General features: G+C 33.9%; 22 protein-coding genes, 1 pseudogene and 1 other annotated feature. Of the genes and pseudogenes, 14 read left to right on the top strand and 9 right to left on the bottom strand.

All coding sequences use genetic code 11. The annotated features are described in order from the left end of the window. Positions 1-130: 130 nt before the first annotated feature. The 7 genes from MT489_RS22095 (at position 131) to MT489_RS02935 (ending at position 6,937) form a co-directional block, all read left to right on the top strand. Positions 131-211 carry a mannonate dehydratase gene (locus MT489_RS22095; RefSeq protein ID WP_280518518.1) on the top strand — a complete coding sequence of 27 codons (81 nt, stop codon included), beginning with the start codon at positions 131-133 and terminating at the stop codon, positions 209-211. A 179-nt stretch (positions 212-390) separates the two neighbouring features. Continuing rightward, entirely contained in the window at positions 391-534 is a 144-nt protein-coding gene (locus tag MT489_RS22100; protein ID WP_280518468.1) for a mannonate dehydratase, read from the top strand. A 671-nt stretch (positions 535-1,205) separates the two neighbouring features. Then, complete coding sequence (locus MT489_RS02915) at positions 1,206-2,165, top strand: ABC transporter permease (RefSeq protein ID WP_370876367.1); 960 nt, start codon at positions 1,206-1,208, stop codon at positions 2,163-2,165. Between the two features lie 13 nt (positions 2,166-2,178). Then, positions 2,179-3,039 (top strand): carbohydrate ABC transporter permease, encoded by an 861-nt coding sequence (locus tag MT489_RS02920; RefSeq protein WP_244679998.1) that lies wholly within the window; start codon positions 2,179-2,181, stop codon positions 3,037-3,039. Between the two features lie 147 nt (positions 3,040-3,186). Next, positions 3,187-4,728, top strand: a complete 1,542-nt coding sequence (locus MT489_RS02925) for an extracellular solute-binding protein (protein WP_244679999.1) — start codon at positions 3,187-3,189, stop codon at positions 4,726-4,728. 202 nt (positions 4,729-4,930) lie between these two features. Further along, complete coding sequence (locus MT489_RS02930; RefSeq protein WP_244680620.1) at positions 4,931-6,082, top strand: Gfo/Idh/MocA family protein; 1,152 nt, start codon at positions 4,931-4,933, stop codon at positions 6,080-6,082. Positions 6,083-6,475: 393 nt separating this feature from the next. Beyond that, positions 6,476-6,937, top strand: coding sequence for a staygreen family protein (locus MT489_RS02935; RefSeq protein WP_244680000.1), 462 nt, complete (start codon positions 6,476-6,478; stop codon positions 6,935-6,937). Positions 6,938-6,967: 30 nt separating this feature from the next. Here the strand turns inward: MT489_RS02935 and MT489_RS02940 are convergent, their stop codons facing one another. The 6 genes from MT489_RS02940 to MT489_RS02965 form a co-directional block, all read right to left on the bottom strand. Beyond that, positions 6,968-8,539: a Vga family ABC-F type ribosomal protection protein gene (locus tag MT489_RS02940; RefSeq protein WP_244680001.1), complete on the bottom strand. Its 1,572-nt coding sequence runs from the start codon at positions 8,537-8,539 to the stop codon at positions 6,968-6,970. A 291-nt stretch (positions 8,540-8,830) separates the two neighbouring features. Further along, positions 8,831-10,003, bottom strand: a complete 1,173-nt coding sequence (locus tag MT489_RS02945; protein ID WP_244680002.1) for an MFS transporter — start codon at positions 10,001-10,003, stop codon at positions 8,831-8,833. Positions 10,004-10,008: 5 nt separating this feature from the next. Further along, positions 10,009-10,545 carry a PadR family transcriptional regulator gene (locus MT489_RS02950; RefSeq protein ID WP_244680003.1) on the bottom strand — a complete coding sequence of 179 codons (537 nt, stop codon included), beginning with the start codon at positions 10,543-10,545 and terminating at the stop codon, positions 10,009-10,011. Between the two features lie 771 nt (positions 10,546-11,316). Then, entirely contained in the window at positions 11,317-13,143 is a 1,827-nt protein-coding gene (gene nagZ, locus MT489_RS02955) for a beta-N-acetylhexosaminidase (protein WP_244680004.1), read from the bottom strand. Positions 13,144-13,368: 225 nt separating this feature from the next. Then, entirely contained in the window at positions 13,369-15,117 is a 1,749-nt protein-coding gene (locus MT489_RS02960) for a M56 family metallopeptidase (protein ID WP_244680005.1), read from the bottom strand. Between the two features lie 17 nt (positions 15,118-15,134). Continuing rightward, on the bottom strand, positions 15,135-15,521 hold the full coding sequence (locus MT489_RS02965; RefSeq protein ID WP_244680006.1) for a BlaI/MecI/CopY family transcriptional regulator: 387 nt from the start codon (positions 15,519-15,521) through the stop codon (positions 15,135-15,137). Between the two features lie 503 nt (positions 15,522-16,024). Between MT489_RS02965 and MT489_RS02970 the strand changes: the two are divergent. Together MT489_RS02970 and MT489_RS02975 are read left to right on the top strand one after the other, a co-directional pair. Further along, positions 16,025-16,214: pseudogene (locus MT489_RS02970) on the top strand (TetR/AcrR family transcriptional regulator); the annotation flags it as partial. Between the two features lie 376 nt (positions 16,215-16,590). Then, positions 16,591-17,349 (top strand): cell wall hydrolase, encoded by a 759-nt coding sequence (locus MT489_RS02975; protein ID WP_244680007.1) that lies wholly within the window; start codon positions 16,591-16,593, stop codon positions 17,347-17,349. Between the two features lie 377 nt (positions 17,350-17,726). Here the strand turns inward: MT489_RS02975 and MT489_RS02980 are convergent, their stop codons facing one another. Further along, the gene (locus tag MT489_RS02980) at positions 17,727-18,236 is read right to left on the bottom strand and encodes a YfiT family bacillithiol transferase (protein WP_244680008.1); all 510 of its coding nucleotides are present in this window, start codon (positions 18,234-18,236) and stop codon (positions 17,727-17,729) included. 424 nt (positions 18,237-18,660) lie between these two features. Then, positions 18,661-19,416: an alpha/beta hydrolase gene (locus MT489_RS02985; protein WP_244680009.1), complete on the bottom strand. Its 756-nt coding sequence runs from the start codon at positions 19,414-19,416 to the stop codon at positions 18,661-18,663. Between the two features lie 171 nt (positions 19,417-19,587). On the opposite strand from MT489_RS02985, the gene MT489_RS22300 reads away from it, so the two are divergent. From MT489_RS22300 to MT489_RS03005, 5 genes are all read left to right on the top strand, one after another. Further along, on the top strand, positions 19,588-19,899 hold the full coding sequence (locus MT489_RS22300; protein WP_307414982.1) for a hypothetical protein: 312 nt from the start codon (positions 19,588-19,590) through the stop codon (positions 19,897-19,899). A 379-nt stretch (positions 19,900-20,278) separates the two neighbouring features. After that, positions 20,279-20,899, top strand: a complete 621-nt coding sequence (locus tag MT489_RS02995; RefSeq protein WP_244680010.1) for a hypothetical protein — start codon at positions 20,279-20,281, stop codon at positions 20,897-20,899. Between the two features lie 118 nt (positions 20,900-21,017). Next, a complete protein-coding gene (locus MT489_RS22105) occupies positions 21,018-21,152 on the top strand; it encodes a hypothetical protein (RefSeq protein WP_280518470.1) in 135 nt (44 codons plus the stop codon). Continuing rightward, a complete protein-coding gene (locus MT489_RS03000; RefSeq protein ID WP_244680011.1) occupies positions 21,145-22,500 on the top strand; it encodes an arsenic transporter in 1,356 nt (451 codons plus the stop codon). Before MT489_RS22105 ends, MT489_RS03000 begins: the two co-directional genes overlap by 8 nt. A gap of 19 nt (positions 22,501-22,519) precedes the next feature. After that, positions 22,520-23,197: a DUF2642 domain-containing protein gene (locus tag MT489_RS03005; RefSeq protein ID WP_244680012.1), complete on the top strand. Its 678-nt coding sequence runs from the start codon at positions 22,520-22,522 to the stop codon at positions 23,195-23,197. A gap of 116 nt (positions 23,198-23,313) precedes the next feature. Here the strand turns inward: MT489_RS03005 and metG are convergent, their stop codons facing one another. Beyond that, positions 23,314-24,951: a methionine--tRNA ligase gene (metG, locus tag MT489_RS03010; RefSeq protein WP_244680013.1), complete on the bottom strand. Its 1,638-nt coding sequence runs from the start codon at positions 24,949-24,951 to the stop codon at positions 23,314-23,316. A gap of 53 nt (positions 24,952-25,004) precedes the next feature. After that, positions 25,005-25,264: a binding site (T-box leader), on the bottom strand. Positions 25,265-25,336 lie beyond the last annotated feature (72 nt).

Raw genomic sequence — 25,336 nt, forward strand, 5'->3', positions numbered from 1 at the left:
TTTATCCACAATAAAGTACCATACTAGCATACAAAATAAAACGACTTTTTGACGCTAATAGGAATGTATCAAAAGAGCAATTATGGATAACAAGGAGTATTTTTTACATAAGACTATACCAATGGCTGAAATGCATAGTATTAAAATGGCGATTCATCCAGAAAATACGCCATGGGAAATATTTGGTTTGCCGAGAATAATTACTTCTTAAGAAAATATTAGAAAGCGGCTAAAACTAGGTGATAGCCGATCCATTCTTATGCAGTGGGTCATTAGGGTGCAGATCCAAGAAACGATATAACGAAAATGATTAAAGAATTTGAGGATTGAATTCCATTTACTCATATAAGAAACATAGAAATCTATGAGAATGAGGATTTCTTTGATACTTTGCATCGAACGAAAGATGTATCGCTTAATATTACTAATATTGTAAAGACTTTTCAAGAATACGGTTTTACAGGATATGCACGTCCCAATCACGGAAGACTATTTTGGATGAAGAATGTAGACCAGGATATGTTTAAACGATAGAAATTTAGGAATCATGTATCTTTGAGGAATATGGGATTCTTTAGAGAATGGAAGACAATAGAACTCTGTATCATCACAATTAAATGATACTTTAAATGGTATAAGTCAATACAATTAGGAAGAAAGTATTAAAAAAAAATGTATTGATTATTTTAATGAATATAGTTATTATATATATAAAACTAACATACTAGTAGGTTAATTATAGATCTTTATGATCATTATCCGATTGAAGATGTTAGAAAGGAAGAAACATTTTTGAAAGCGCTTGACTACATTAATAATTGACACAGATGCATAGGGGGAATGAATGTGCAACAAATTGGCCAAAAGAGGCAAGTTGAAATATCACATAAAAAAACAACGAGATTATGATAGTTCTCAGAACGCTTTGGAAAAATTGTTAGCTGTACTCTTTATTAATACTATTAATCAATTATTGATTTTTTTAAAAATGAACTTTGTACATGGATGGGTTTTACATTATGAGAAAAGAATAAACTATAATATTTTATGAAAGAACTAAATATTATTGAAATACCAAAGTTATCTTGCTAAATTTATTATACTACCATACTAGTATTAATTAAATGAATGCTTACTGTGAAAAGAGGTGATAAAAATTTCTTAAAAACAAAAATGAAAGGGGATTCATAGAATCTATGAAGTTAATGGAAGGTAGCATTGATCTGAATAAAAAAAATGAAATTCGAAAGAGCTTAAATAAGAATAAGGGCGTATTTTATTATATAAAGCGTGATATTATACTCTACCTAATGTTGGTTCTTCCTGTGGCCTATATATTGACATTTAAATATGGATCCATGTATGGCATACAAATAGCCTTTAAGGATTACAACATGTTTGAAGGTATGAGCAAAAGTCCATGGAATAATTTTGAAACATTCAAGGAAATCTTTGCATCACAACAATTTTATCAGGTTGTTAGAAACACTTTGGTGCTTAACGGATTGGATTTAATTGTGGGATTTCCAGCACCAATCATTTTAGCAATCCTAATAAATGAACTAAGATTTAAAAAGTTTAAGAGGGTAAGTCAGACAATACTGTATCTGCCACATTTCCTTTCCTGGGTCATCATTGGGGGAATTGTTGCTCAGTTGCTAGCACCTACAGGAATGTTAAACTCATTAATTACCCGTTCGGGTGGGGATGTTTTACCGTTTCTAACGAACAAATTTGCGTGGGTCGGAACTTATACCTTAGTAGGAGTATGGCAGAGTGCAGGATGGGGTACAATTTTGTATCTTGCCGCTATGACGGGAATTGACAAAGAGTTATATGAGGCGGCTGACATTGATGGCGCCGGAAGACTAAGAAAAATTTGGCATGTTACACTGCCGGGAATAAAACCGACCATTGCAATACTTCTAATCTTGCAGCTTGGTAATATCATGGCAATTAATTTTGACCGTCCATTCAACTTGCAAAACAACCTTGTAATGGACTACGGCGACGTTATCAGTACCTATGTTTACCGTGTAGGTATTCAATCCGCAAATTTTTCAATTGGTGCAGCTGTAGGTTTGTTCCAATCCGTTATTTGCTTAGTATTTTTATTATCATCCAATTTTATTAGTAAGAAAATGGGTGAACAAGGAATATGGTGAGGTGGGACTGACTATGTCACAAAAATTAAAGAATAAAGGTTTTGACTATTTTGCAACATTTATAGTTTTAATATCCGTTTTTATATGCCTGGTACCTTTTCTTTATATTCTTTCGCAATCACTCAGTTCCAATCGGGCTATTATATCCCAGTTGGTTACCATATACCCTATAGACTTTAATATAGAAGCCTATAAAGTTGTATTCACTGACAACGCTATGTTGTACTCGTTGTTTTACACTGTGATACTCGTTCTTGTATATGCGCTCCTTGCCTTGACAGTCACTGTATTGGCAGCGTTTGCACTAAGTAGAAAAAGACTTAAGGGTAGAAATATTATATTGCTAGTGATGGTGTTTACCATGTATTTTAGCGGTGGTTTGATCCCAGATTATATGCTTGTAAAGGATCTAAATCTTTTGAACACTCCATATGCACTGATCCTTCCGGGAATGATGAGCGTATTCAATATGATTATATTAAAAACGTTCTTTCAGAATTTACCGGAAAGCCTAGAGGAAGCCGCATACATAGATGGATGCAATGATCTGCAGATACTGCTTAGGATCATGCTGCCTCTCTCAAAGCCGGCTCTTGCCACAATCGCTTTACTGTACGCAGTATTCAGGTGGAATTATTTCCAAGACGCACTATTCTATATTACAGACCAAACGCTGTATACAATACAGCTTAAGCTATACAATGTGATCAATATTTCACAACAAATGGCAGGAGAGAATGTCAATGTAAATCTTCCTTCGGAGGCATTGAAAGCAGCAAGCATTATATTTGGCACAGTTCCGATTCTTCTAGTTTATCCATGGCTGCAAAAATATTTTGTATCCGGAATTACGATTGGTGCAATTAAGGGGTGATATGGAGTTGCGATACAGTTAATTTTCACGATTCGCAAATTTATATAAAAATATAAAATATATAAAAAGGAGAGGCTCTTTATGGAAGTAAAGAAACCAAAGATTATCTTTGCTTTATTTACCGCTCTAGCACTCGCTGCTTTATTGGTGGGTTGTCAGAGTACAGCATCTAACGACAAGCAAAAAAGTGATAAAACAGAGAAAACAACTGAGCATCGAACATTGACTGTTGAAGTGTTTGACAGAGGCCAACCTGGTCAGCCAGATTTGAATGATAACTACTGGACCAGGTATATTAATGACAATTTTGGCAAGGAGAATAATGTAACAGTTAAGTTTGTTACAGTTCCTAGAAGTGAGGAAGTTGACAAGTTAAATGTATTGATGGCATCCAATCAGGCACCTGATATTTCCTTCACTTATAACCAAGGAGTTGTTTACAATTATGTGAAACAGGGGGGATTGGCAGACCTTGGCCCGGCCCTTGAGCAGTATGGTTCTACCCTTACAAATTATCTTGGTGATGAAGTACTAAAGTATGGAAAGTTTGACGGTAAACAGTTTGCAATCCCGGGCAAGAGAACCGTACTTATAGCTAATAACACATTTATCCGTAAAGACTGGCTCGATAAACTTGGATTACCTGTTCCAAAGACTCCGGAAGAGTTCTTCGATACTATGGTTGCCTTCAAGGAGAAAAACCCTGGAGATGTACAAGGCGTTATTCCTTACGGTTATGCACTTCAACCAGCATATCCTGGGTTAGGTTATATACCAGAAGCCTTTAAACCATCTAACCTGAGTGAAGAAGAATTTGCCACAACGCAGACATTAAATATGTTCTCGAATTCAAACTGGAATTTACCAGGATATAAAGACGCTGTTAAATATATGAACAAGATGTATCATGCAGGCTTGATCAGCCCAGGTTTCGGGACTGACAAGGATGGAAAACAGTTGGATGCTGATATTTCTAATGGAAAAGTCGGAGCATTTCAAACGAACTGGGATGGTCCGTACAGAACATCTCCAGGTACTTTAACCAATCTCAAGAATAATGTCCCAGGCGCTGAGCTTATTCCTATTGATCCTTGGGCAAATGATGCAGGAGAGTATCCAAAGGCCGGATACGCGCCAAATGGAATGTATATCATTATTCCTAAGTCAAGTAAAAATGTTGACCTTGCAATCCAATATCTTAACTGGATGGCAGATCCCGAGGTAACCCTCTTCCTTCAGAATGGTAAGGAAGGTGAAGATTACAACATGGTCAATGGGGTGCCAGTACAGACAGGCACGACAACTTCAGGTGATAAGATGATGACTGTTGCCAACAACCTTGATTATGATATACTTTCGAATGGTATTGAGCTTGGAGATCCGGAAAAAAATGCTGCAGCAATCTCAGCAGGATACCCAGGTTTTGAAGAACAAGTAGAGAATGCATTAAAGGTTGGGTCAGTGGGTTACTATGCTCCTTACTACCATTCAATACCTAATTCTGCGGATGCAAAGAACAATGCACAGCTAACGAGCTTATCCGCTCAGATGCTTGCAAAATTAATTGCTGCTAAGCCTGCTGATGTAGACAGCCTGTACAAATCATTAGTTCAACAGTACATGGATCAGGGCGGGCAGGAGGTTTATGATGAGTATGTAAAGAATTACAAGGAACAAAATAACAAATAATAAATTGATAGCCATTTGGAAACTGTCTCATTATGAGGCGGTTTCTTTTCATAACAGACTATTAGCTAATAAAGCACTTGTAAGAGAAGCAGTTTTCGAAATTAACCGAAAAACAATTTAAAAGAGATACCATATTACTTTGCATTGCGTGTTTTTCTTATACTAAGATTTATACTATTTATAAACGGAAGGGCGAAAAATGATGTTAAAAATTGGTGTTATTGGAACAGGAGCTATTTCTTCTTCACATATTGATGCATATTTAAATTTCCCTGAAAGATGTGAAATTGTTGCCTTATGCGATATCTATCCCGAAAAGGCAAAAAGCGCTGCTGAAAAATTCAAGCTAGACGCTGATATTTATGATAATTATCAAGAAATGTTAAATCGTGATGATATTCACATAATTTCTGTTTGTACTCCTCCTTATACGCATGCAGATACAGCGATTGATATATTAAATGCAGGTAAGAATGTAATTGTTGAAAAACCAATGGCTTCTTCTCTTGAGGAATGTGACAGAATGATTGAAGCTGCAAAAAAGAATAATAAAATATTATCTGTTGTCGCACAAAATCGTTTTAGAACCCCTATGATGAAATTGAAAAATCTTCTTGATTCAAAATTAATGGGACCAATTGTGCATACTCAGGTAGATTCATATTGGTGGAGGGGTCATAGTTATTATGATCTTTGGTGGAGAGGAACATGGGAAAAAGAAGGTGGGGGCTGCACATTAAATCATGCAGTTCATCATATTGATATTTTTCAGTGGATGAATGGAATGCCTCAGGAAGTAACGGCTGTTATGAGTAATACATCACATGATAACGCAGAAGTAGAGGATATTTCGGTAGCTATATGTAAATACGAAGATGGAAGTCTAGCCCAAATCACAAGTTCTGTCATTCACCACGGGGAAGAGCAACAACTTATTTTCCAGGGGAAAAATGCGCGAGTATCTGTTCCATGGAAAGTAAAAGCATCTAAGTCACAGGAAAATGGATTTCCTGAGGAAGATAAGGAACTTGAGGATAAATTAATAGAGACTTATAATGCCTATCCGGAAGTAGAATTTGAAGGACATGCTGGTCAAATTGATAATGTGATGACTGCAATTGAAAAAGGTAAGAGTATCCTAATCGATGGGGTACAAGGACGTCAAACTCTTGAACTTATTACTGCAATCTATCAATCTGCAAGCTTGGGGGGTACTGTAAAACTTCCATTAGAAAAGAACAGTCTTTTTTATACTAGGGAAGGCATTATGGAAAACGCCATTCATTTTTATGAAAAGAAAACAAGTGTAGAAAACTTCTCAGATAATAAGATTACAACAGGTGGCAATTATTAATTTTACAAGGAAGTTCAATAATGAGCAAAAAATGATAGCATGAAATATGCGCCAAAAGCTACAAAAATTACAAGAGTAGTTGAAAAAAGTGAACCCTTTTTACTGCTATTGGACTAGACCACGGTCATATTTATGATATGGCAAATGGATTAATAGAAGCTGGCGGAGAATTAAAATTTGTTTCCCGTATCGATAAGATCATATTGAAGAAGGTCGATTAAGTTAACTTTTATATTTCTGTAAGGGGCTAATTTGAATTTGGTTGGTTCCGCTTTTTAAAGTAAATGTTCATTGAATCGTAATATCATATAGATATGAAATATATCGTGCCAACTCACCTAAATAGGCATCTGCCATATAATACAGTAACTACGTAAAAAGGGGAGCTGCAAAATGGAAAAGCTGCAAACCAACCAGTTTACCGTAATGATTGCACCACCCGCCACCTCATATGGACCAGTAGATGGAAGGAAATACACACTTAGTGCATCGGAAACAGACAATTCCCGACATTTAACCATTGGTACAAAATATAATGTGAGCATATATAAAAATTGTGAAGATATTTTCACCGCTGAATGGAAATCCAAACTCGGTGAATACGTATTTTCCGGAAGAATTTATATAAGTGGTGGGGAGTACGATGAAGAACAAGCGGTAAATCGATTTAATTACTTGCATTCATTATTGCCAGAATTGCTATTTCTTATTATCAAATCCGATTACGACCTGTTTAAATATGTTCCTTGGCTCCTTGATGCGCCAATCTTAATCGAATATGTATCAAATTACCAGCAGCTGCGATCAATTAAAAACTATGGTACTCCAAGAAAGTTTTTATCTTTACAGGATTAACTTGTAAAAAAGGGATGAGAGGCCAATTCCTCATCCCTTTTTTAATTTGTTTTTTTCAGCAATTAATATTTGAAACTCCATCTCTAATTCGTCTGAAGGGTCAATGCTTAAACGACTTAATACATCTGAAATCTTCGTTTCTAATAAAAGTAACTCATCTTCTTTTGTATTGCGGTCCTTGGCTGGACTATATTGTAGATATTCTTCATATGTCCCATCAAAAATTTGAATCTCCTCATTTTCAATGGATAAAATTATATTTGCAATTGACTGAATGAATCTTCTGTCATGCGAAACAAGTATTACCGTTCCTTCATATTCCTGAAGAAGTGATTCCAGCGCTTCCACGGATTCAATATCTAAAAAATTGGTCGGTTCATCTAAAATTAATGTATTGATGTCACTAACAAATATTTTTGCAAATGCTACCTTAACCCTTTCTCCACCACTTAAGACATTCACCTTTTTATAAACATCATCTCTAAAAAATCGCAATCTAGCGAGTACGGTTCGAATAAAAGATTCATCTTGAGTGGAGGTAGACTGTACATTGGTAAGAATTGACTCATTTACATTTAAAATATCTAAATTTTGGCTAAAATAACCAATTTGTACGGAAGGGGAGATGGAAATCCCGTAATCTTTATTCATTATTTTCTTAAGGAGAGTAGTCTTCCCGCTACCATTTTTTCCGATGATGGCTAACTTATCTCCACCTTTTACTTCGAAACTCGTTTTTTTCCATAGTATTCGATTAGGTATTGAACCAGTCACATCTTTTAATCTTAAAACAGTTCGACCTTTAAAAGATTCCTCGTTAGGGAGCTTCATCTTTACAGCTGGTATGTCTTTCAGTTTTTCTACTTTTTCCAGCTTATCTAGCCTTGTTTCAATTGCTTTAGCAGCTTTTCTAAGTTTCTTCTGTTTATTTGCAAAATAAGGTTTTGCTCCAGTAATTCTAGATTCAGAGGGACTGACTTTTTTGGGAGTTTTTGTTGCGCGTGCTGCTTTTTGTTCTTTTAAAATCAAAGCTTCTTCTAATTGTTTTTTCTTACGTTCATATTGTTCATAAGAATTTTCTTGCTGCTTGCGCTCTAATTCTTTATAAGAGAGATAATCTGTATAATTACCTTTATATTCACGAACTTTCCCATCCTCAATATCCCATATTTTCGTACAAAGGGAATCCAAAAAAGCTCGATCATGGGAAACAATTACGATTGCTCCTTGCCATTTTTTCAATTGCTTCTCTAATTTTTCAATATGAAATGTATCCAAATTTGTTGTAGGTTCATCCGCTAGTAGTAATTCAGGTTTATTAGCAAGTGCTCGGTTTATATATTCTTGAGTGATCTCACCACCACTTTTTGTTGTGTGTGTATGTTTTAACTGAGGGAGCAGAACAGATTCTACATTTGAAGTAATATTTCCTTCATCTGGGATTAGCTTTTTCGAAAGAAGTTCCAATAGTGTAGTTTTCCCGCTGCCATTTCTACCGACAAGTCCTATACAGTCACGACTTTGAATCATTAAGTGCTCAATATCGATAAGTAAGCGATCTTTTATATAGAGTTTCAGTTCATTTGCTTCCAATAACATCATAATATCATCTCCATTTATACAAAGATGGAGACAAAAAAATGCCTCCTATTATTTTCAGAATAGGAGGCACGGGTGCATACCAAAACAGAGACTACGCCCTTAATGGTATACATGAAGATCCAATCCTATTCTGAAAACTGAATGAAAGCACCATAAATAAAACAGAGGTTAATCTGTTTACAGTAAATACTTTCATTTGTTTGTTTTCAATTAATAGGATTAGTTCCACATGTAATACATTCACCCTTCCGTTTTAAATTAATTTTACTATATGCTAAACGAAAATTTCTGTCAATTCATATGAGCGGTTTTTTTAGATTTTGATGTGTACATCTGATACAAAAGAAGTGCGATAATAGATAAAATGATTCCCGAAATATAAGGGAGGCCAATTGCAATGGAAAAAAGCAATCCACCGAGTGGGGGACCTGCTATTCTTCCTAATGAATCAAAAGATGAAAGTAATCCAGTTGCACTCCCATGTCCAGACGTAGATTTTTTCGTTAATAAGGCAGAGATACTAGGACGAATAACTCCATTTCCTATACCGAAAATGGTTAAGAAAAGTGCTGCTGTCGCAAAGTTGTTGACTAGTAAAATAAGAGCAAAACCGATAGCAGAGATAATAATACCTACTTGAATAACAAATCCTTCTCCGTATTTTTTTGTCATCCTACCGACTAATCCACCTTGAACTATGGCACCAGCCAATCCCATAATCATAAATAAATAGCCTAAGGTTACTGTCCCTAAACCAGCTTTTTTAGCAGCATAATAAGCAAATGTTGCCTCTAATCCAGATAGGGAAAGGGAAATAAACAATTGCAATATAAATAATATCGATATTGATCCATTAAAAGCTTTCCATAGCGATTCTTTTTCCGAATTGGTTTGGCTTCTATGTTCTTTCTTGAGTGATTCTTGGAGTAGAATCCAGACAAGGAAAAAGGTGATTAATGAAGATGTTCCTGCGATATAAAAAGGAGTATTTAAGCTGAATTTGGAAAAAATTCCTCCGATTGCAGGACCGAATACAAATCCAAGACCAACTGCCGCTCCAACTATTCCCATGCCTTTGCCGCGATCTTCAGGAGTTGTAATATCAGCAACATAAGCCATTACGGTAGGCATGTTCGCGGAAGATAAAAATCCCCCAATGATTCTTGCTGCAAAAAGCATCCAGAGCTGTGATGAAGATCCCAATAAGAAAAAAGAAACGGACAGTCCGAATATTCCAATCATTATTACAGGTTTTCGGCCAATCTTATCAGAAATTCTTCCCCACATCGGCGCAAAAATAAGTTGCATAAGAGAATAGACAGCCATTAATAATCCTAATTGAGTAGGGGTAGCTCCGACATTTTCTGCATAGAAGGGGAGTACTGGAATAATAATTCCGAATCCAACCATAACTAAAAACATGACTATAAATAAAATAGGTAAAGCTTTTTTTGTTTCGGACATCATACTCACTCCGTTTCTTGGTGAAAAATACGTTCAGATAAATGTTGAATAGTTTCATTTATAAAGGATAGATCAGCTTCGAGCATTTTTTTCTTATGATTCATTGCAATCATAACGCCGCTACTACATTCGTGAATCGAAAGATGTTTGATTGCTTCATATTGTTTCTCCAACTCTACATATTTTATTTTTAACGCCTCAATTGCCTCATATAGAGGTAATTGATCAATGAACATAAAACCAATATCTCCTTCAAAAAAAATGTTTTCAGCTTCAGAAAGATTTTTTAATAATAAGTGATAAAACTGCTTTCTACCTTCATCGTTAATTGAATAAACCTTTCTGGGCGGACGATTACCATCATACTCGACAGATACATCGATAAATCCCTTTTTACTTAATTTATCGAGTAGGGAGTAGGCAGTTGCCTTTTTCATATTTGAAATAAATTGAAGATTTTTTTCAATAAAATCATGTATCTGGTAACCATGCTGACTATCCGACATAAGCAAGCCGAGCAGAAGCAAAGATCGATGTTCCATGACAAATCTCCTTTGTTTATGAAAGAATATATTCATTATAAATATTTTTATTGTGAATAGTCAACTTCTGACTACAATTGGAAAATACCCAGATTTAAAAAAACTTGAAGAATATATGGAATAAATCATTGAATATTTGGACGGTAAACTGGAGAAGTTTATAATGTAAATTGACCTAAATGGAACGGAATTCCAATTGACAGTTTGGGATGTATTATGTCTAATTTAAGAAGGAAAGCAGAAACTTATTCTGGCAATGGCTTAAATAAACCAACCATCAGCTGTTCGTCAACAGAATCTTCAATTTTGCAATTGGCAAAAATCCAAATCGGATTTCTGGAATGGATTAAAAATGAAAAAGAAAACTCTGGGAATTAGAAAGTCATGTAAATAGGTAGAAAAAACAAAAAACAGAAACTTGTAAAAACCAAATTCCTGTTTTTTTATTTTTCGTCTCAATATTAATAGCATACTTTGGTTATGATACGCAGATATTGTTTTTGAGTTAACTTCCGATAATTTATATTATGTAAACTAGAAAATGAAGTAAGCAAAGAATGAATATTTTCCTCCCCCACGCCTGTCCATTGAAGAGAATCTCACTACATCAATTTATGTAGCAGTTTTCTGTTACAAAGTCTGCATTAAATTGATTGATTAAATTGATTGTTTGCAGAGTGTATGTGGTAACACAAGGTGCTGGTGGGTTTAATTATATAATATATAGGCTCGATTCCTATTTTAGTGGAATCGAGCCTATTTTTTCTATAATTACTGTAAATAATTATTCAGAAGACTATTTATGGAGTTATTTATTTCATTTATGTTAGGATTTCTTACTTTCTCATCGTTAATGCTATATTTCCTTTTTAGTTTAATAATTCTTCCTATACTTTCATTTAATCTTTGTTCGGAAATTTCCCCATTTTGAACAGCAGTTTTTAAAGAGGAGATAATCTTTACAACATTATTATAGTCATGCCCTACTAAAATAATATCGCTTCCTGCTTTAACTGATTCTACCGCTGCTTTACCAATATCAAAATGTTCTGTTATGGCTCCCATTGTCATATCGTCCGTTATGATGACTCCTGTAAAACCAAGTTGTTTTCTAAGAAGATCTGTCTGGACAGCTTTTGACATGGTCCCTGGATTCGTTTTATCTAATTGAGGCAATAAGATATGGGCGACCATCACAACATCTGCTCCTTGATTAATCGCACGTTCAAACGGAATTAACTCTAATTCTTTAAGTTCCCTAAGGCTTTTATTTACAATCGGAAGGTCCAGATGGGAATCAACCGATGTATCTCCGTGACCAGGAAAATGCTTAATAGTCGTGATGACGTTTTGAGAATGTATCCCTCTCATTGTTTGAATTCCAAGTTTACTTACTATTTCCGCATTGTTCCCATATGACCGATCACCGATTACTGGGTTATTTGGATTGCTGTTAATATCAAGTACAGGGGCAAAATCGAGATTTAAACCAAATTCTTTTAATTCATTCCCTAAAAGTGTTCCAACCTTATAAGAAAAATCGGGATTATTCACCTGTCCGATCCGTTTATTTGGAGGAAAGTTAACAAGTCCACCTGGCAGTCTTGTCACACGCCCACCCTCTTGGTCAACACCTAGTAAAAGCGGTAGACTCGAACTATTTCCAGATTTCAGCTGATTCACAAGTTGAACGGTTTGTGCAGGGGTATCAAAATTATATTTGTAGAAAATAATTCCCCCCACATGGAATTTACCTATTAGTTGTTTTGCGTTTGCATCCATTGTAGTCCCGGAAACACCAGCAAGAATCATCTGACCAATTTTGTCTTCTACGCTCATTTTAGAGATCACTTCTGAAATGGATTGATTTCCTTGTTGATTCGATTGTTTCCCTACATCTTCTTGTTTATTTGGGCTTTCAACTTGAGCTTGCTGATTTGGTGTTTTTTTTACCTGTGTAAAGAGTGAGATATGGTGAACTTTAGGATTTGGTTCCTGCCCTGTTTTTACTGGTAAAACCCATAACAAATCAGTTGAAGACGTTGTATGATAGACAAGAATCATTTGGTCAACAGTTGAATCTTTATAGTATCGAATGGCATCGGGTTCTCCACCAGTTTTCTTAATTTCATTTAAAGAAATATTTTGTAGTCCTGTATCATATGACCGTATATCATTTACAATCTGATTGGCATAGCCGATTGTAGTATGATGACTTTCGTATTCCTCATACCTTCCTTTAGCAGTTTCCGAAATATGGTCTGATTTTCCCCACTCTTTGTTTACTTCCTTCCATTCTGTTTTACCGGAAACAAAGGGAATATTCGGAACCTTGCCATCCTTAGATAAGGAAAAAGTTTCTTCTACCAATTTCTCAAGATTTGAATTCTGATCATTCTTCGAATCCACTGTACTTTTATCGGCAGTTTGAGTTTCGGTAGGTTGAGTAATAGTTGGACCTTCTTTATCTTGCGTCGTCTGTCCGCTACTACTTTCTTTGATTGCATAATAATAAACGCCAAAAATTAAGGATAAAATTAAAAGTGGAATCGTAAAAATTAGTAGTTTATTTCGTGATTTTCTTTGTTGTCTTTTCATATCCAATTTCCCTTTCTAACTTATCGCCTTTAGCTATTATGACCTTTTTTACATTTTTCGAATTCAACTTCCGAAGGTTATTTCTATTGCGTTAAATCGATTCAATAAAGTCTGTAATTTAAAGAGGATGAAATCATCCTTTCATCCTCTATTTAAGTTGTTAATTATTGTTTACGTCTTAAAAGAAGCTCGTTACGAGTGGTTACTTTTTCGCTTCACATTATATTACCATTGTCTTCCCGGATCGTTTGACATATTATTAACTGTCCCCTTAGGGTAAAACACGGAGTAGTGATCCATTACCGGGTCCGGATTACTGTTTGTAGGCTTAGGAAATACTAACAAAATGTTGTATTCCGAATTTGCAACATACCCAATAATTTCCTCGCCATTACTTTCCACGTTATATGCCGGAGTTCCATACACTTTCTTTACCATAGAAAGTGATAATTCGTTTAATTTCTTATCAAACGATCTCGCCTCAAAAATCCGTGATCCTTTGTTGAAACCAAATACCACATTGTATTTTGAAAATACAGCATAATTTCCATTAGCATTAGGCACCCAATCAACCTTATCTGCATTTCCTAGTTTTTTCTCTACGTCTTCTATAACGGTAGTTTTAACAGGAAACTCTGAGTTGATGATTTTACCCTGCTTTGCCAATTGCATGATACTTGAAAGAAGTTTTCGCTGGGTATCCCCATTAGATGATAAAGCAGAGGTATTGTTATTCGATGCTTCCCCTTGGTTTGTATTATTATTTTGTTTTGCACTGTTTTGTGACGCTTGGCTTGTATTGTCTTGTGTTAGATCGTTTTGAGTTGCTTGATTTTTATTATCTTGTGTTGTATTGCTTTGTAGTGCTTCATCTTGAAAGATTATTTCTTCTGATGGAGTGGAACTACTTGTTCCACTATCTTCATTTGGGATATCCACTGAACTGCCTGGTTTAATGGTGCTTGAGCAGCCAACCATAATTGTAAGAGTTACAGCTAAAACTGCACATATTGCTGAACTTTTTTTAAATTGTGTAATCATAATAATTCTTCTTTTATTGAAATTATTTGCATATCCTAATGTCCCAGAAGTACTTCTTTTTTCTGAGAATAGCCTAAGCATATTGACCATGGTCTGACCGTATTTTTTGACTTCTTCTTTTTTCAAAGTGTTGATGACAGACGCATCACAGGCAACTTCACAGTCTTGTTTTACCTGATTAAGTGAATACCAAATTAAAGGATTGAACCAATAGATTGCCTTAACAATCAAAAGCAAGTTGTTTACCACCAAATCCTTGTTCCTAATATGGTTTAATTCATGGCTGATCACGAATTTAAACTCTTCCGGTGATAATTTATCTCTAAGCTCATATGGAATTAAAATTTTTGGTCTAATTATCCCGTAAACTGCGGGTGATTTCGAGTAATTACAATAAATAATTTTTACCTTTGAATTTATCTTAAGTCTTGTTTTTTCTACTTCTAGTAATTCAAGTAAATCTTCACTATCACAGATTGAACACTTTTTCAATTTAGCCATCATCAAGATATTTACGCATAGAAGATACAGTAAAATTAATGAAACACCTATTATCCACAGCACCGCTGCAGTATCATAACTAAAAATAGCACCTATAATTCCTGGATCAGCTAATGCGTTACTATCTTCTATAGACGGTGTATTTCCGGTTGTGATAGTACTGTTTGGTATTATGTTAGGAACATATTGTTCTGCTATAAAATGGGGATCAAGTTTTTTTTGTTCAATAGGAATAAAGTTCATAAAGCTTATATGACTTTGAATGTCTATTGGCACTATTAGCCTAAGTACAAGCAAAATCCAAATATAATAATGAAGCTTTGCACTAAGTCTTTGTCGAAAAATCGCCTTTACGGCAAGTATCCCCGATGCTAGAATACTGCCCATAAGTGACAGTAATAAGACTTCTTTAAATACTGCAGATAAAACCATGCACCATTACCTGCCTTTTAATCGTTATTTTTTTTACTAAGCAATCTTTCCAGTTCTTCTATTTCCTTCTCAGAAATCTTCTCTTCTTTTATAAAATTGGCGAGCATAAGGTGGATAGAACCATCGTATACCTTTTTAATAAACGACCTTGTTTCTTCCAGTACACAGTCTCTTTTATCTACCAAAGGATAATACTCATAAAGAGGCATCTCCTTATTTACACCTAAGGCACCTTTCTTTACCAGTCTACTTATTAATGAATGAATTGTTTTGGGACTCCATTTCTTTTTAGAACTTACAGCCTCAACTATCTTCGCAGAAGTTAATGGAGATGGAGTTTCTTCCCATAGCACCTTCATTACAATCCACTCTGCATCAGATATATTGCACTCTGCTTTCTTCATCTTTCTCCTCCATCCTACAAGTGTAATCTGCAATAAAGACTACACTTGTAGGACGGAGTTGTCAACGTCCTTTTTTTCCCAAATTGAATAACCCACAATGTTTTTGCTACAAAATTAAAAATGAATAATAGACCGAAGCTAACGCAAACAATTCATTTAATGAAGGTATGAAAAATGAGTAATTATGTACATTTTTAAAAAACAAGAAGGCATAGGCTCCAATTACTCTACCTATGTCTTCCTTCTCATTTAACATTTGTAGTAAACGTTCATGAAATGACTTTTTTATTAAGGCAGTGCAACTGTAAATAATTCAAAGCAAATTTAACCCCCGTTACTAAATGGAAATAAATACGTCTCAAATACATCTGATATATCCATAATAATGCAGGGAGTCTTCTATAGAAATCTCCTGCTTTGATGTTACTCAACCATTTTTATGTTTACATAGCACAAAAGGATTACATAACCACTTACCAGGTCAGAAATTAATTCTTGGGAATCTTGAGAAAATAATTAATCAAGTCATTGAAGAAGGAAAAATGAAAGGAGAAATTTCACAAGAGGCTAACTCTGAATTAGTTGCATATTCTTTATTAAGATTAAATCATAGCATTAAATTAATGTCTAAATATTAAAAAAGAAAAAAATCTAGCATACGAACTAGTAGATAAGACTATTGCTGACTTATAGTCTTTCTTTTTTTTAGTATTTTGGAACGAATGTACCAGAAAATAAACATAAGAATTGATACTGTTGACTAAAAAAGCAAACTTTGTGCTAGATTATCTTTCAATGCATGTATTTTAAATTCAGCTGTATATTGAATCGCACATCCGTTACAGAAGCAACATTTGGATTCGTTTCGTTCCCTTCTCGGGTAATTTATCCCTTAACTTCGTATAATTTCCTAGTTTATGACATTTTCATAGGTATATTGTCACGGAACAAATTTTTTTGAAATGTTGTTCATCAAAACATAAAGAATTGTAATGCCATGGTTCTGTAAATCAGATAAATGCCATGTTAGGTTAATATTATGATAATTTTACTGGAGGTAGCACACAGCATGAAGAATTCTATGAACTCATTTATTGTAGCTTGTGTGGCTACAATTACCTTAGGTGTACACACTACTACAGTGAAGGCGATCACCGAATCTTTCATTCAAAATGAATATGGCCTTCCGGTACATGACATACAAAATAATTTAGCCATTGGAAATAATGTGGTAAAACAAGATATTTTTATTGGAGAAATCTTGCAACCTCGGAGCTTATCCATCCAATTAGTAAAACCTGTGATACATGTAGCTGTAAAAGCCATTGAAATACTAGCAGACCAGTCAAAACCTACAGCTGAGAATGCTAATTTGACAGCAGAAGAAGAAGAAAAGATTCAACCAATTGAACCAAAAGTGGAAGCTCCAGTGGAAGAGCTTGAAACACCTGCGATTTCTATTTCAGATAAAGAAAAAGACTTATTTGCCAGATTAGTTGAAGCGGAGGCAAAAGGCGAATCCTATAAAGGAAAATTAGCCGTTGCAACCGTCGTACTAAATCGAGTGGAATCGCCTCAGTTTCCTGATACAGTGAAAGAAGTGATTAATGAAGTAGTCGGTGATGCTTATGCCTTTTCACCTGTTCAAAATGGTGAAATTACTAAACCGGCTTCAGAAGAATCAACTCAAGCGGTAGAAGAGGCTCTAAAAAGAGAAGATACTTTACATGATTCCATTTTTTTTTATAACCCTGAAATTGCGACAGATAATTGGATTCGTTCTCGTCCAATAGTAGAGACAATCGGGAATCATGTGTTTGCGAAATAGAATTGCCACTCGGACGGTTCTTACGGTTTATAGTGAGAATCGTCCTGTCATCAAGAACCGTCACCATGTAAGACCCATGTTAGTATTTGAATGGTCGGAGCATCAATTCCCAATTGTACCCATTTCTCTATTGCAGCCAATGAATCCCTGGATTTTAACTAAGTAAAGCTATGTGCATCATTGTAAACGATTCTTTATTATTAGCTTTAATAAGAATTGGATTTACTTTCTCATTCATTTACAAAAATAAAGATCAATCATAGTAATACGAAAATACTATAATCTCGCCCTTTTGTTGAATAAAGCTTTAATAAATATTCCTTATATTAATTTTTTTAAATGGCTTATCGAGGTTCGCCACTTTTATACATATTGTATTATTTTAATAATGCGATTTGTATATGTGCTAAGTGATGCTCCTCGTGCCAAGCTAATTTTGCAACTTTTGCTGCAACTGTTATTATACCGTTTATCTGGTGAGTAAAAGCTCGATCTAATTGCGCTTCAGATAAACTATGAACTAAAGATACAATGCGCTCATTTATACCTTCCAACATTTTAATAGAACTTTCTACAGGAAGCTTTGTATCCGGTTGAATAGCCCACTTTTCTTCATCAAAAGCTGGTACTGTTGGATTCTCATCTGTTAAAGCCAGCTTCAAACGTTGATACATGTTCAACTGAGAATCTGCAATGTGATGAACAAGTTGACGAACTGTCCAGCTACCTTCGCGATAAGTTCTGCTTAATTCCTCATCACTTAATGAGCCGACAGTTTCTCTTAATCGAATCGTGTAAGTTTCGATTTCCTTTAGCCATTCTTGAATATTTTCTAATGTTACTCTTTCAGGAACTTGTAGTTTCCCAATTGGGTATCTTACATCCATTTTCAATCTCCTTTTCCCTATTCGTTATTTCTTTTACTTATTTTTTATTACATAATGATTGTGTACGAATTACTCCATTAATCTGTTCAAAATGAGGTAAAGCATGATCTGAAAAATTCTTCATTTATTCATATCCTAAAGATATTGTTCCATAGTGTTTTGTATTTCGGTATTAACGTTTAAAAACCCTGTCTTTTTCTATATCTTTTCTAACCACTCTTCTATACTTCCTTCAACAAACACTATTTGATTATTCGACCCGGATTTTCAACAATTGTTTTATTAGCAGTTGTTTTAACCAGGAACTTATATAAAACAACTATCCATAACCTAAGAAACAAAACACTTCAAAACAACATTTCGAAAGGTCTTGTTTTTTTAGTCCTTATATCGAATAATAACACATAGGTTCTATACTTATCTTTTAAGATTCTTTATTAGCCTCATAGTCACCAATTACTTTATGCAGCCAAGAAATACCCAAATCAAACCATTTTGCAAAATCGTTATCTACAAAAGATTTCATTCCTGATGAAGTTAAGGATTTACCTAATGACAATCCATGTGTTCCTCTTTGAAAAATATGTGATTCAAATGGGATGTTTTTTTCACTTAAAGCTTTCATAAAGAGAATCGAGTTCTCAATTGGAACAAGTTGGTCATCAAAGGTAGAGAACAAAAAAGTTGGTGGAGTCAATTCATCAACTTTTTTGTCTAGAGAAGGTACGGGGAATGCAAGTATATTAGACATCGATGACAAAATACAAGGATAGCCTAACATTAATGCATTCGGTCTATTTTTCCCCATAGTACCAAGTGCTGCTGCAAGATGACCTCCAGCAGAAAAACCGATAACGGCGATTTTATTTTCATCTATATTCCACTTTGTAGAATTATTTTTCAACATAGCTATTGCGTCTTCTGCATCCTTAAATGATGTTTCAAATGTAATATCTTCACCAACAGAATAGCGTAAAATGAATGCATTAAACCCTTCAGCTAAAAATGCCATTGCAATTGGTTCTGCTTCGCGATCAGACGTATGATAATAACCACCGCCTGGAAATATCAATACAGCCGGACGAGTGGTTATATTACTGAATGCTGAGGAATTGTCTAATAAATATGCAGTTAGAGTGACTTCATTAATATTGTTTATATTAACTTTTTCGATTATCATAATTAGCCCCCTTTATACTGTAAAATAAGATTTCTTTTATCAATTTTAACAGAATTTACATATTTCAAAAGAGTTAATATGACTGAATGTAAGATAACCATGAATATAACCTGTAAATAATCAAACCAATTGTGTATACTAACAATAATATATTTTTAAGGAGTGATTGCTTTGTCATCTTCTAAAGCAAAAAAACATAGACAAAAATTAATTCGTGAAGGACGTAGGAACCCTGAAGAAAACAGAAGCCCTTTTGCTTTTTCTGATATGAGAACAAGAACAACTAAAACCAAAAAGGATCAATTATATAAGATTAAGTATAAAAACCATTCTTCCCATAACGGAAATGATGGTTTTTATTTTTTTGCACGAATAGCAAATAAAATTCACTCGATTTTATTGCGTATTTATTTGGAATTTACTAATGCCCTCCTTCCTGTTACTTATATAGATCAAACAGCGCACCTAAGAATTATCAAATAAATTAACTTTTAATTTATCATCAAATAATATGTAATTACACATTTTTACATAAAGCCCAGTTTAAGATCAATAAAAAATTATTACTATTACTTTCATTAATACATTTATTACTCCCCTATTTCGGCATTAATTTATAGAAATAAATTAATCCATCATAACTACTTTTAAAGCATTTTTTTTCTAAGGTTTATTGCTCTGTAATAGTTTATTTCTCATAGTACAAGTTGCATATCATCAAAATTAATAACTGACAAAAATACATTCTTTATACTGCCCCCCTTCTGACCTAATTTCGATATAAATAGACATTTAGCTGTTTCTTTATCATTCCATGACACATATAGATGTAAGGAAAATACTACATTGGGGGTAATAATTTATGAATATGGAAATGATGCTTACATTAGTAGGTAAGTCTATAAAAATAGGTAGAGGCGGGGCGGAATCTAGAATAGGTCAATTAATGACTGTTGCTGACGATCATGTTGCTCTGCTTACTCAAGATGAAGGTATAGTTTATTACAACACACAACATATTAAAAGTTTAACTGAAAATGCTAAAACCGAATCAACATCTAACATAGCGGTTTCCGAAGACTATGAATTTATACAAGCAAGAGATATGAATAGTGTTTTAGGGAACTTAAAGTATCATTGGATAAAAATTAACCGAGGAGGACCAGAATCTATAGAAGGGGTATTGGACGAAGTTAATGGAGATTATTTAACTATCATTTCAAATGAGGAAATAATCCGTGTATCTATGTTTCATATTCGTAATTTTAGCTACGGAGCTAAAGTTGATCAATCATTGACACAAGTAGATGTAGATTTGGACAAAGAAAAAGATAATAATCAACAAAATGCAAAAGAAGAAAACACAAAAGAAGATAAAAACGAAAAGAAAAAGAATAAAGAAAGCAAAAAAAATAAAGATAAGAAAGATAAAAGCAACAAACAAGAGAAAAAGCAAAAAGAAAAAGAAGGAAAAAAATCGTAAAACACATAAATATAATACTAAAAAAATAGAGATTGATAGGCTGCACTATGAACCTTTTAAAAATTTACATTAGATTTAGCAAATAATGCGCCAAACCAAGAAAGGAGGAGAAATCTTCATGGTTATTCTTTATTTTTCAATTATAGGTGGATTGTTTTATAAAATGTTTTTATATCCATCAATTGAAGATAAACATCGAAACAAATCAGCTAATACATCAATTACAAAAAAGGCAGCTGATTTAAATGCTTGAAACCTCTTTTACTATAATGTTGGTTGTTTTTACATTAACGATTATATTAATGTTATGGCGGCCACTTGGTATTAACGAAACAATTCCAACCACAATTGGTGCAGCTATTGTTCTATATACAGGTATTGTTTCCTGGGATGATGTAATAGGGATATTATTGATTGTAAACGGTCCTGCATTGACCATATTGTCTACTATTATGATGACAATTGTACTAGATAGTATAGGTTTTTTTCGGTGGATCGCATTAAATATAGTAAATAATTCAAAGGGTTCAGGAATTAGATTATACCTATTTACTAACTTACTTTGTTTTTTTATGACGATGCTATTTAATAATGATGGCAGTATTCTGATTACAACACCAATTATTATTTATATAGTTAAAATCTTAAAACTAAAACCTCATCAAATCCTCCCTTATTTAATTTCAGGTGCTCTCATTGCGACTGCTGCAAGTGCTCCGATAGCTGTTAGCAATATTTCAAATCTGATAGCCCTAAAGATTGTTGGCTTAAGTTTAAACAGTTATGTTCAAATGATGTTTATCCCCTCGATGCTTGGAATTTTAACGATTGCTGTATTGATGTTTCATTATTTTAAAAATAACATTCCAAAAAAAATAAATACTATTCAATTAAAATTAGACCCCCATAACATGCAGTATAAATACTCTCACCCGCTTGAAATAAAAAGTGATAATACAATAATTGATTGGAAACTGTTTAAAATCAGTCTGATCATTGTAGTTGCAACAAGAGCCAGCTTTTTTGTCCTTTCTCCTCTTGGAATAGCAACCGAATGGGTTGGCTTAATTGGAGCTGCAACTTTGGTTTTGTTAAGGTGGATAAAAACAGGTACAGGTATATTTGATATAGTAAAAAAGACACCTTGGCATATATTATTGTTTGCATTTAACATGTATGTGCTCGTTTACGGTTTGAAAAATATAGGTTTAAATGACTTTATTGTCTTATCAATTAAAGGTTTCGTAGAACTTGATCCTTTAAACGCTACATTTGTAATGGGATTACTTTCCACATCTTTTTCGAATTTATTTAATAATCTTCCAGCTGTTATGATTAGCACCTTGACGATAATAGACATGGATTTGGATCCATTGCTTCTACAGGTGGCATACCTAGCAAATGTAATTGGAAGTGATATTGGGGCTTTATTAACTCCAATTGGGACCCTCGCTACGTTAATTTGGATGTTTATCCTTAAAAAAAATTCAATAAATATATCTTGGGGTCAGTATCTAAAAATAACGCTTTTTGTAATTCCAATAGGCTTGATTGTTAGTTTATTAAGTTTATACTTATGGGTTATTTGGTTATTTGATTAATAAGGAGTGAAAAGCAATCTTGAAAAATATATTTCAAAGTCTTTCCAAAGAAGTTATTCTTTTGGAAATATCCGGAAAAAAATATATTCATGGTACTTTTATTGATTCAGGTAGTGATATATTGGTCTTATATAACGGTAAAGAGTTTGTTTATATTCCCTTGGTTCATATTCAAAATTTTAAAGTCGATAATAATAATGAATATTTTATAGAGGAACCTCCAGAATTTCAGGGTATCTATACAGAAGCTAATAAAGAGGAATTGTCATTAAGAAAAATACTTACATTGGCAAAAGGTATGTTTGTTAAGATTTATGTAACGAGCAGCCAACCTTTGAGCGGCTATATAACGAGCATAATGAATAATTATTTTGTATTTCACTCTCCAGTATATAAAACTATGTATATTACATTAAATCATCTTAAATGGTTGATTCCTTATTCCGAAAATGAAAGACCTTACAATTTAAGTGAAGAACATTTTCCTGTACAACTGACCGACTTATCTCTATCAAGAACTTTTGAAGTGCAGGTCAGTAAATTTAAAAACAAGATGGTAATGATTAATATAGGAGAGAAAGAGCACCATATTGGTAAAATTAATAATGTACAGGATCAGATTGTAGAGATTCAAACGGCAGATCCAACCCCATATTATCTCACCCTAAATCACATTAAAACTCTTCATCAATTATAAAATAGGTTTATAGATTAAAACCGCCAATATAGATAACTGTACTGCACCCCAATTGTTAGACACAATCTAATTAGAGGTGCAGTTCATTAATTCTCTGGAGTTCAATTATATAATCATTAACTGCATGATTTTTTTTTCAGTTTTTCTACTTCAATTGCAATATTTTCCACATCAACCCTATTAAATAAAGGATTCACTGTTTTCAAAGAAGTGGCGGTGCATTCTATTGCTTCCCACTTATAAGCGGATATTTCTAATAACTCCTTTATCTTCTCACTTGAAAATGGTAAAAACGGATGCAGCAGCTGTGCTAAATTTACGATAATATACATGCATGTTGCCATTGTATTATCACAATGTTCCTGTTGATCTTTAATTTGTATCCAAGGTTTCTCTTCATCGAAATATTTATTTGATTTTCTAATAAAATCAAAGATGATTTCCAGAGCATGTTTAAAGTGTGTATCTTCAATTAATTTACCTACATCATCATATAATTGTTGTACCGCTCCTTTGATTTGTTCAGCAACATTTCCCATTGGAATGATCCCTGAATACGATTTTTCAAGAAACTTTAAAGTTCTATTAACAAAATTTCCATATGCGCCTAATAACTCACTATTATGACTGTAGATAAATTCTCTCCACGAAAAATCGGAATCTCTGTTTTCTGGTGCATTGATCGTTAAAAAATAACGAATCGAATCTGGTTCATATTTTTTTATCATATATGGAACCCAAACTGCCCAATTTTTACTAGTAGAAAGCTTTTTCTTCTCTATTGTTAAATATTCATTTGATACGATATGCTTAGGCAGACTTTTAATCCCTGCCCCTAATAAAATAGATGGCCAAATGATTGTATGAAATGGAATGTTATCTTTTCCGTGTATATAATAGGATTTTGTATCTGTTTTCCAAAAGTCTACATCACTTTGATTACAATCCTTCGCCCATTTTTTGCTAGCTGAAAAATAACCTGCCACTGCTTCTATCCATACATAGATTTTCTTTTCTTCATAGCCTTTAACAGGTACAGAAACACCTATCGGTAAATCGCGAGAAACAGGGCGATCGTGCAAACCTTCCTTTAAATACCTCTCAGTCAAATGAATAGCATTTTCTCGCCACAAATGTTGTTTTTTTGCATGTTCAACATATTCCTTTAATTCAGTTTGAAATGCACTTAATTTAATATAAAAATGTTCTGTTTTCTTAGATGAAGGAGAATCACAACATATTTTACATCTTTTCTCTAAAAGGTCTAATGGATCTAATATTTCTGAACAGTAATCACACTGATCCCCCCTTGCTTCCTTCTTACAGTTAGGACAAATCCCTTCGACATATCGGTCCGGCAAAAATTGATCACAAGTATGACAATATGCTTGCTCAACCTCTCTTTTATAGATGTATCCGTTTTTTAACAACTGTAAAAATAGATCCTGAACGATCTCGTGATGAAGTGCTGTATCTGTACGTGTGTAACAATCATACGTGAAACCTAGCTTTTTAAAACAATTGCTAAACTCTTCATGATATTTGTCTGCAATTACTTTAGTAGTAACACCTTCCTGTTTTGCTCTGATTGAAATTGGTGTTCCATTACAATCACTGCCTGATACATATAGAACCTTCTCCCCCTTAGCTCTATAATATCTCGCTAAAATATCCCCTGATAATAAACTGGCGATGTGTCCTAAATGAAGAGATCCATTTGCATATGGCCATGCTCCACCAATCAAAATATTCATGATATTCCCTCCTCCTAAATCAAATAAAAAAACCCCGTCCCAAGACAAAATTGTCAAAGGACGAGGTTTACCTCGTGTTACCACCTTTATTTACTAATCACTCACATGATTAGCCTCCAGAAGTACGGAACTGAATCGTTCTTATACTTTGACATTTATAACGAGTGCCAAATCTCGTCGTAGCCTTACTGCATAAAAGCTCGGCTATACAACTCTGAGACCATCTTCAATCAACTCTCCTTTGCTTCTTTTCAGCTACCGAAGCTCTCTGTAAAAGAATTCATTGATCTACTCTTCTCTTCATCGTCTTTACAATAATAATTTTCCTTATTATTACATTTTCCTTAATGAAAAACAAGGTGATAATGAGGAATAAATAATAAAA

This window comes from Lederbergia wuyishanensis (assembly GCF_022900255.1).
Classification (GTDB): domain Bacteria; phylum Bacillota; class Bacilli; order Bacillales; family Bacillaceae_C; genus Lederbergia; species Lederbergia wuyishanensis.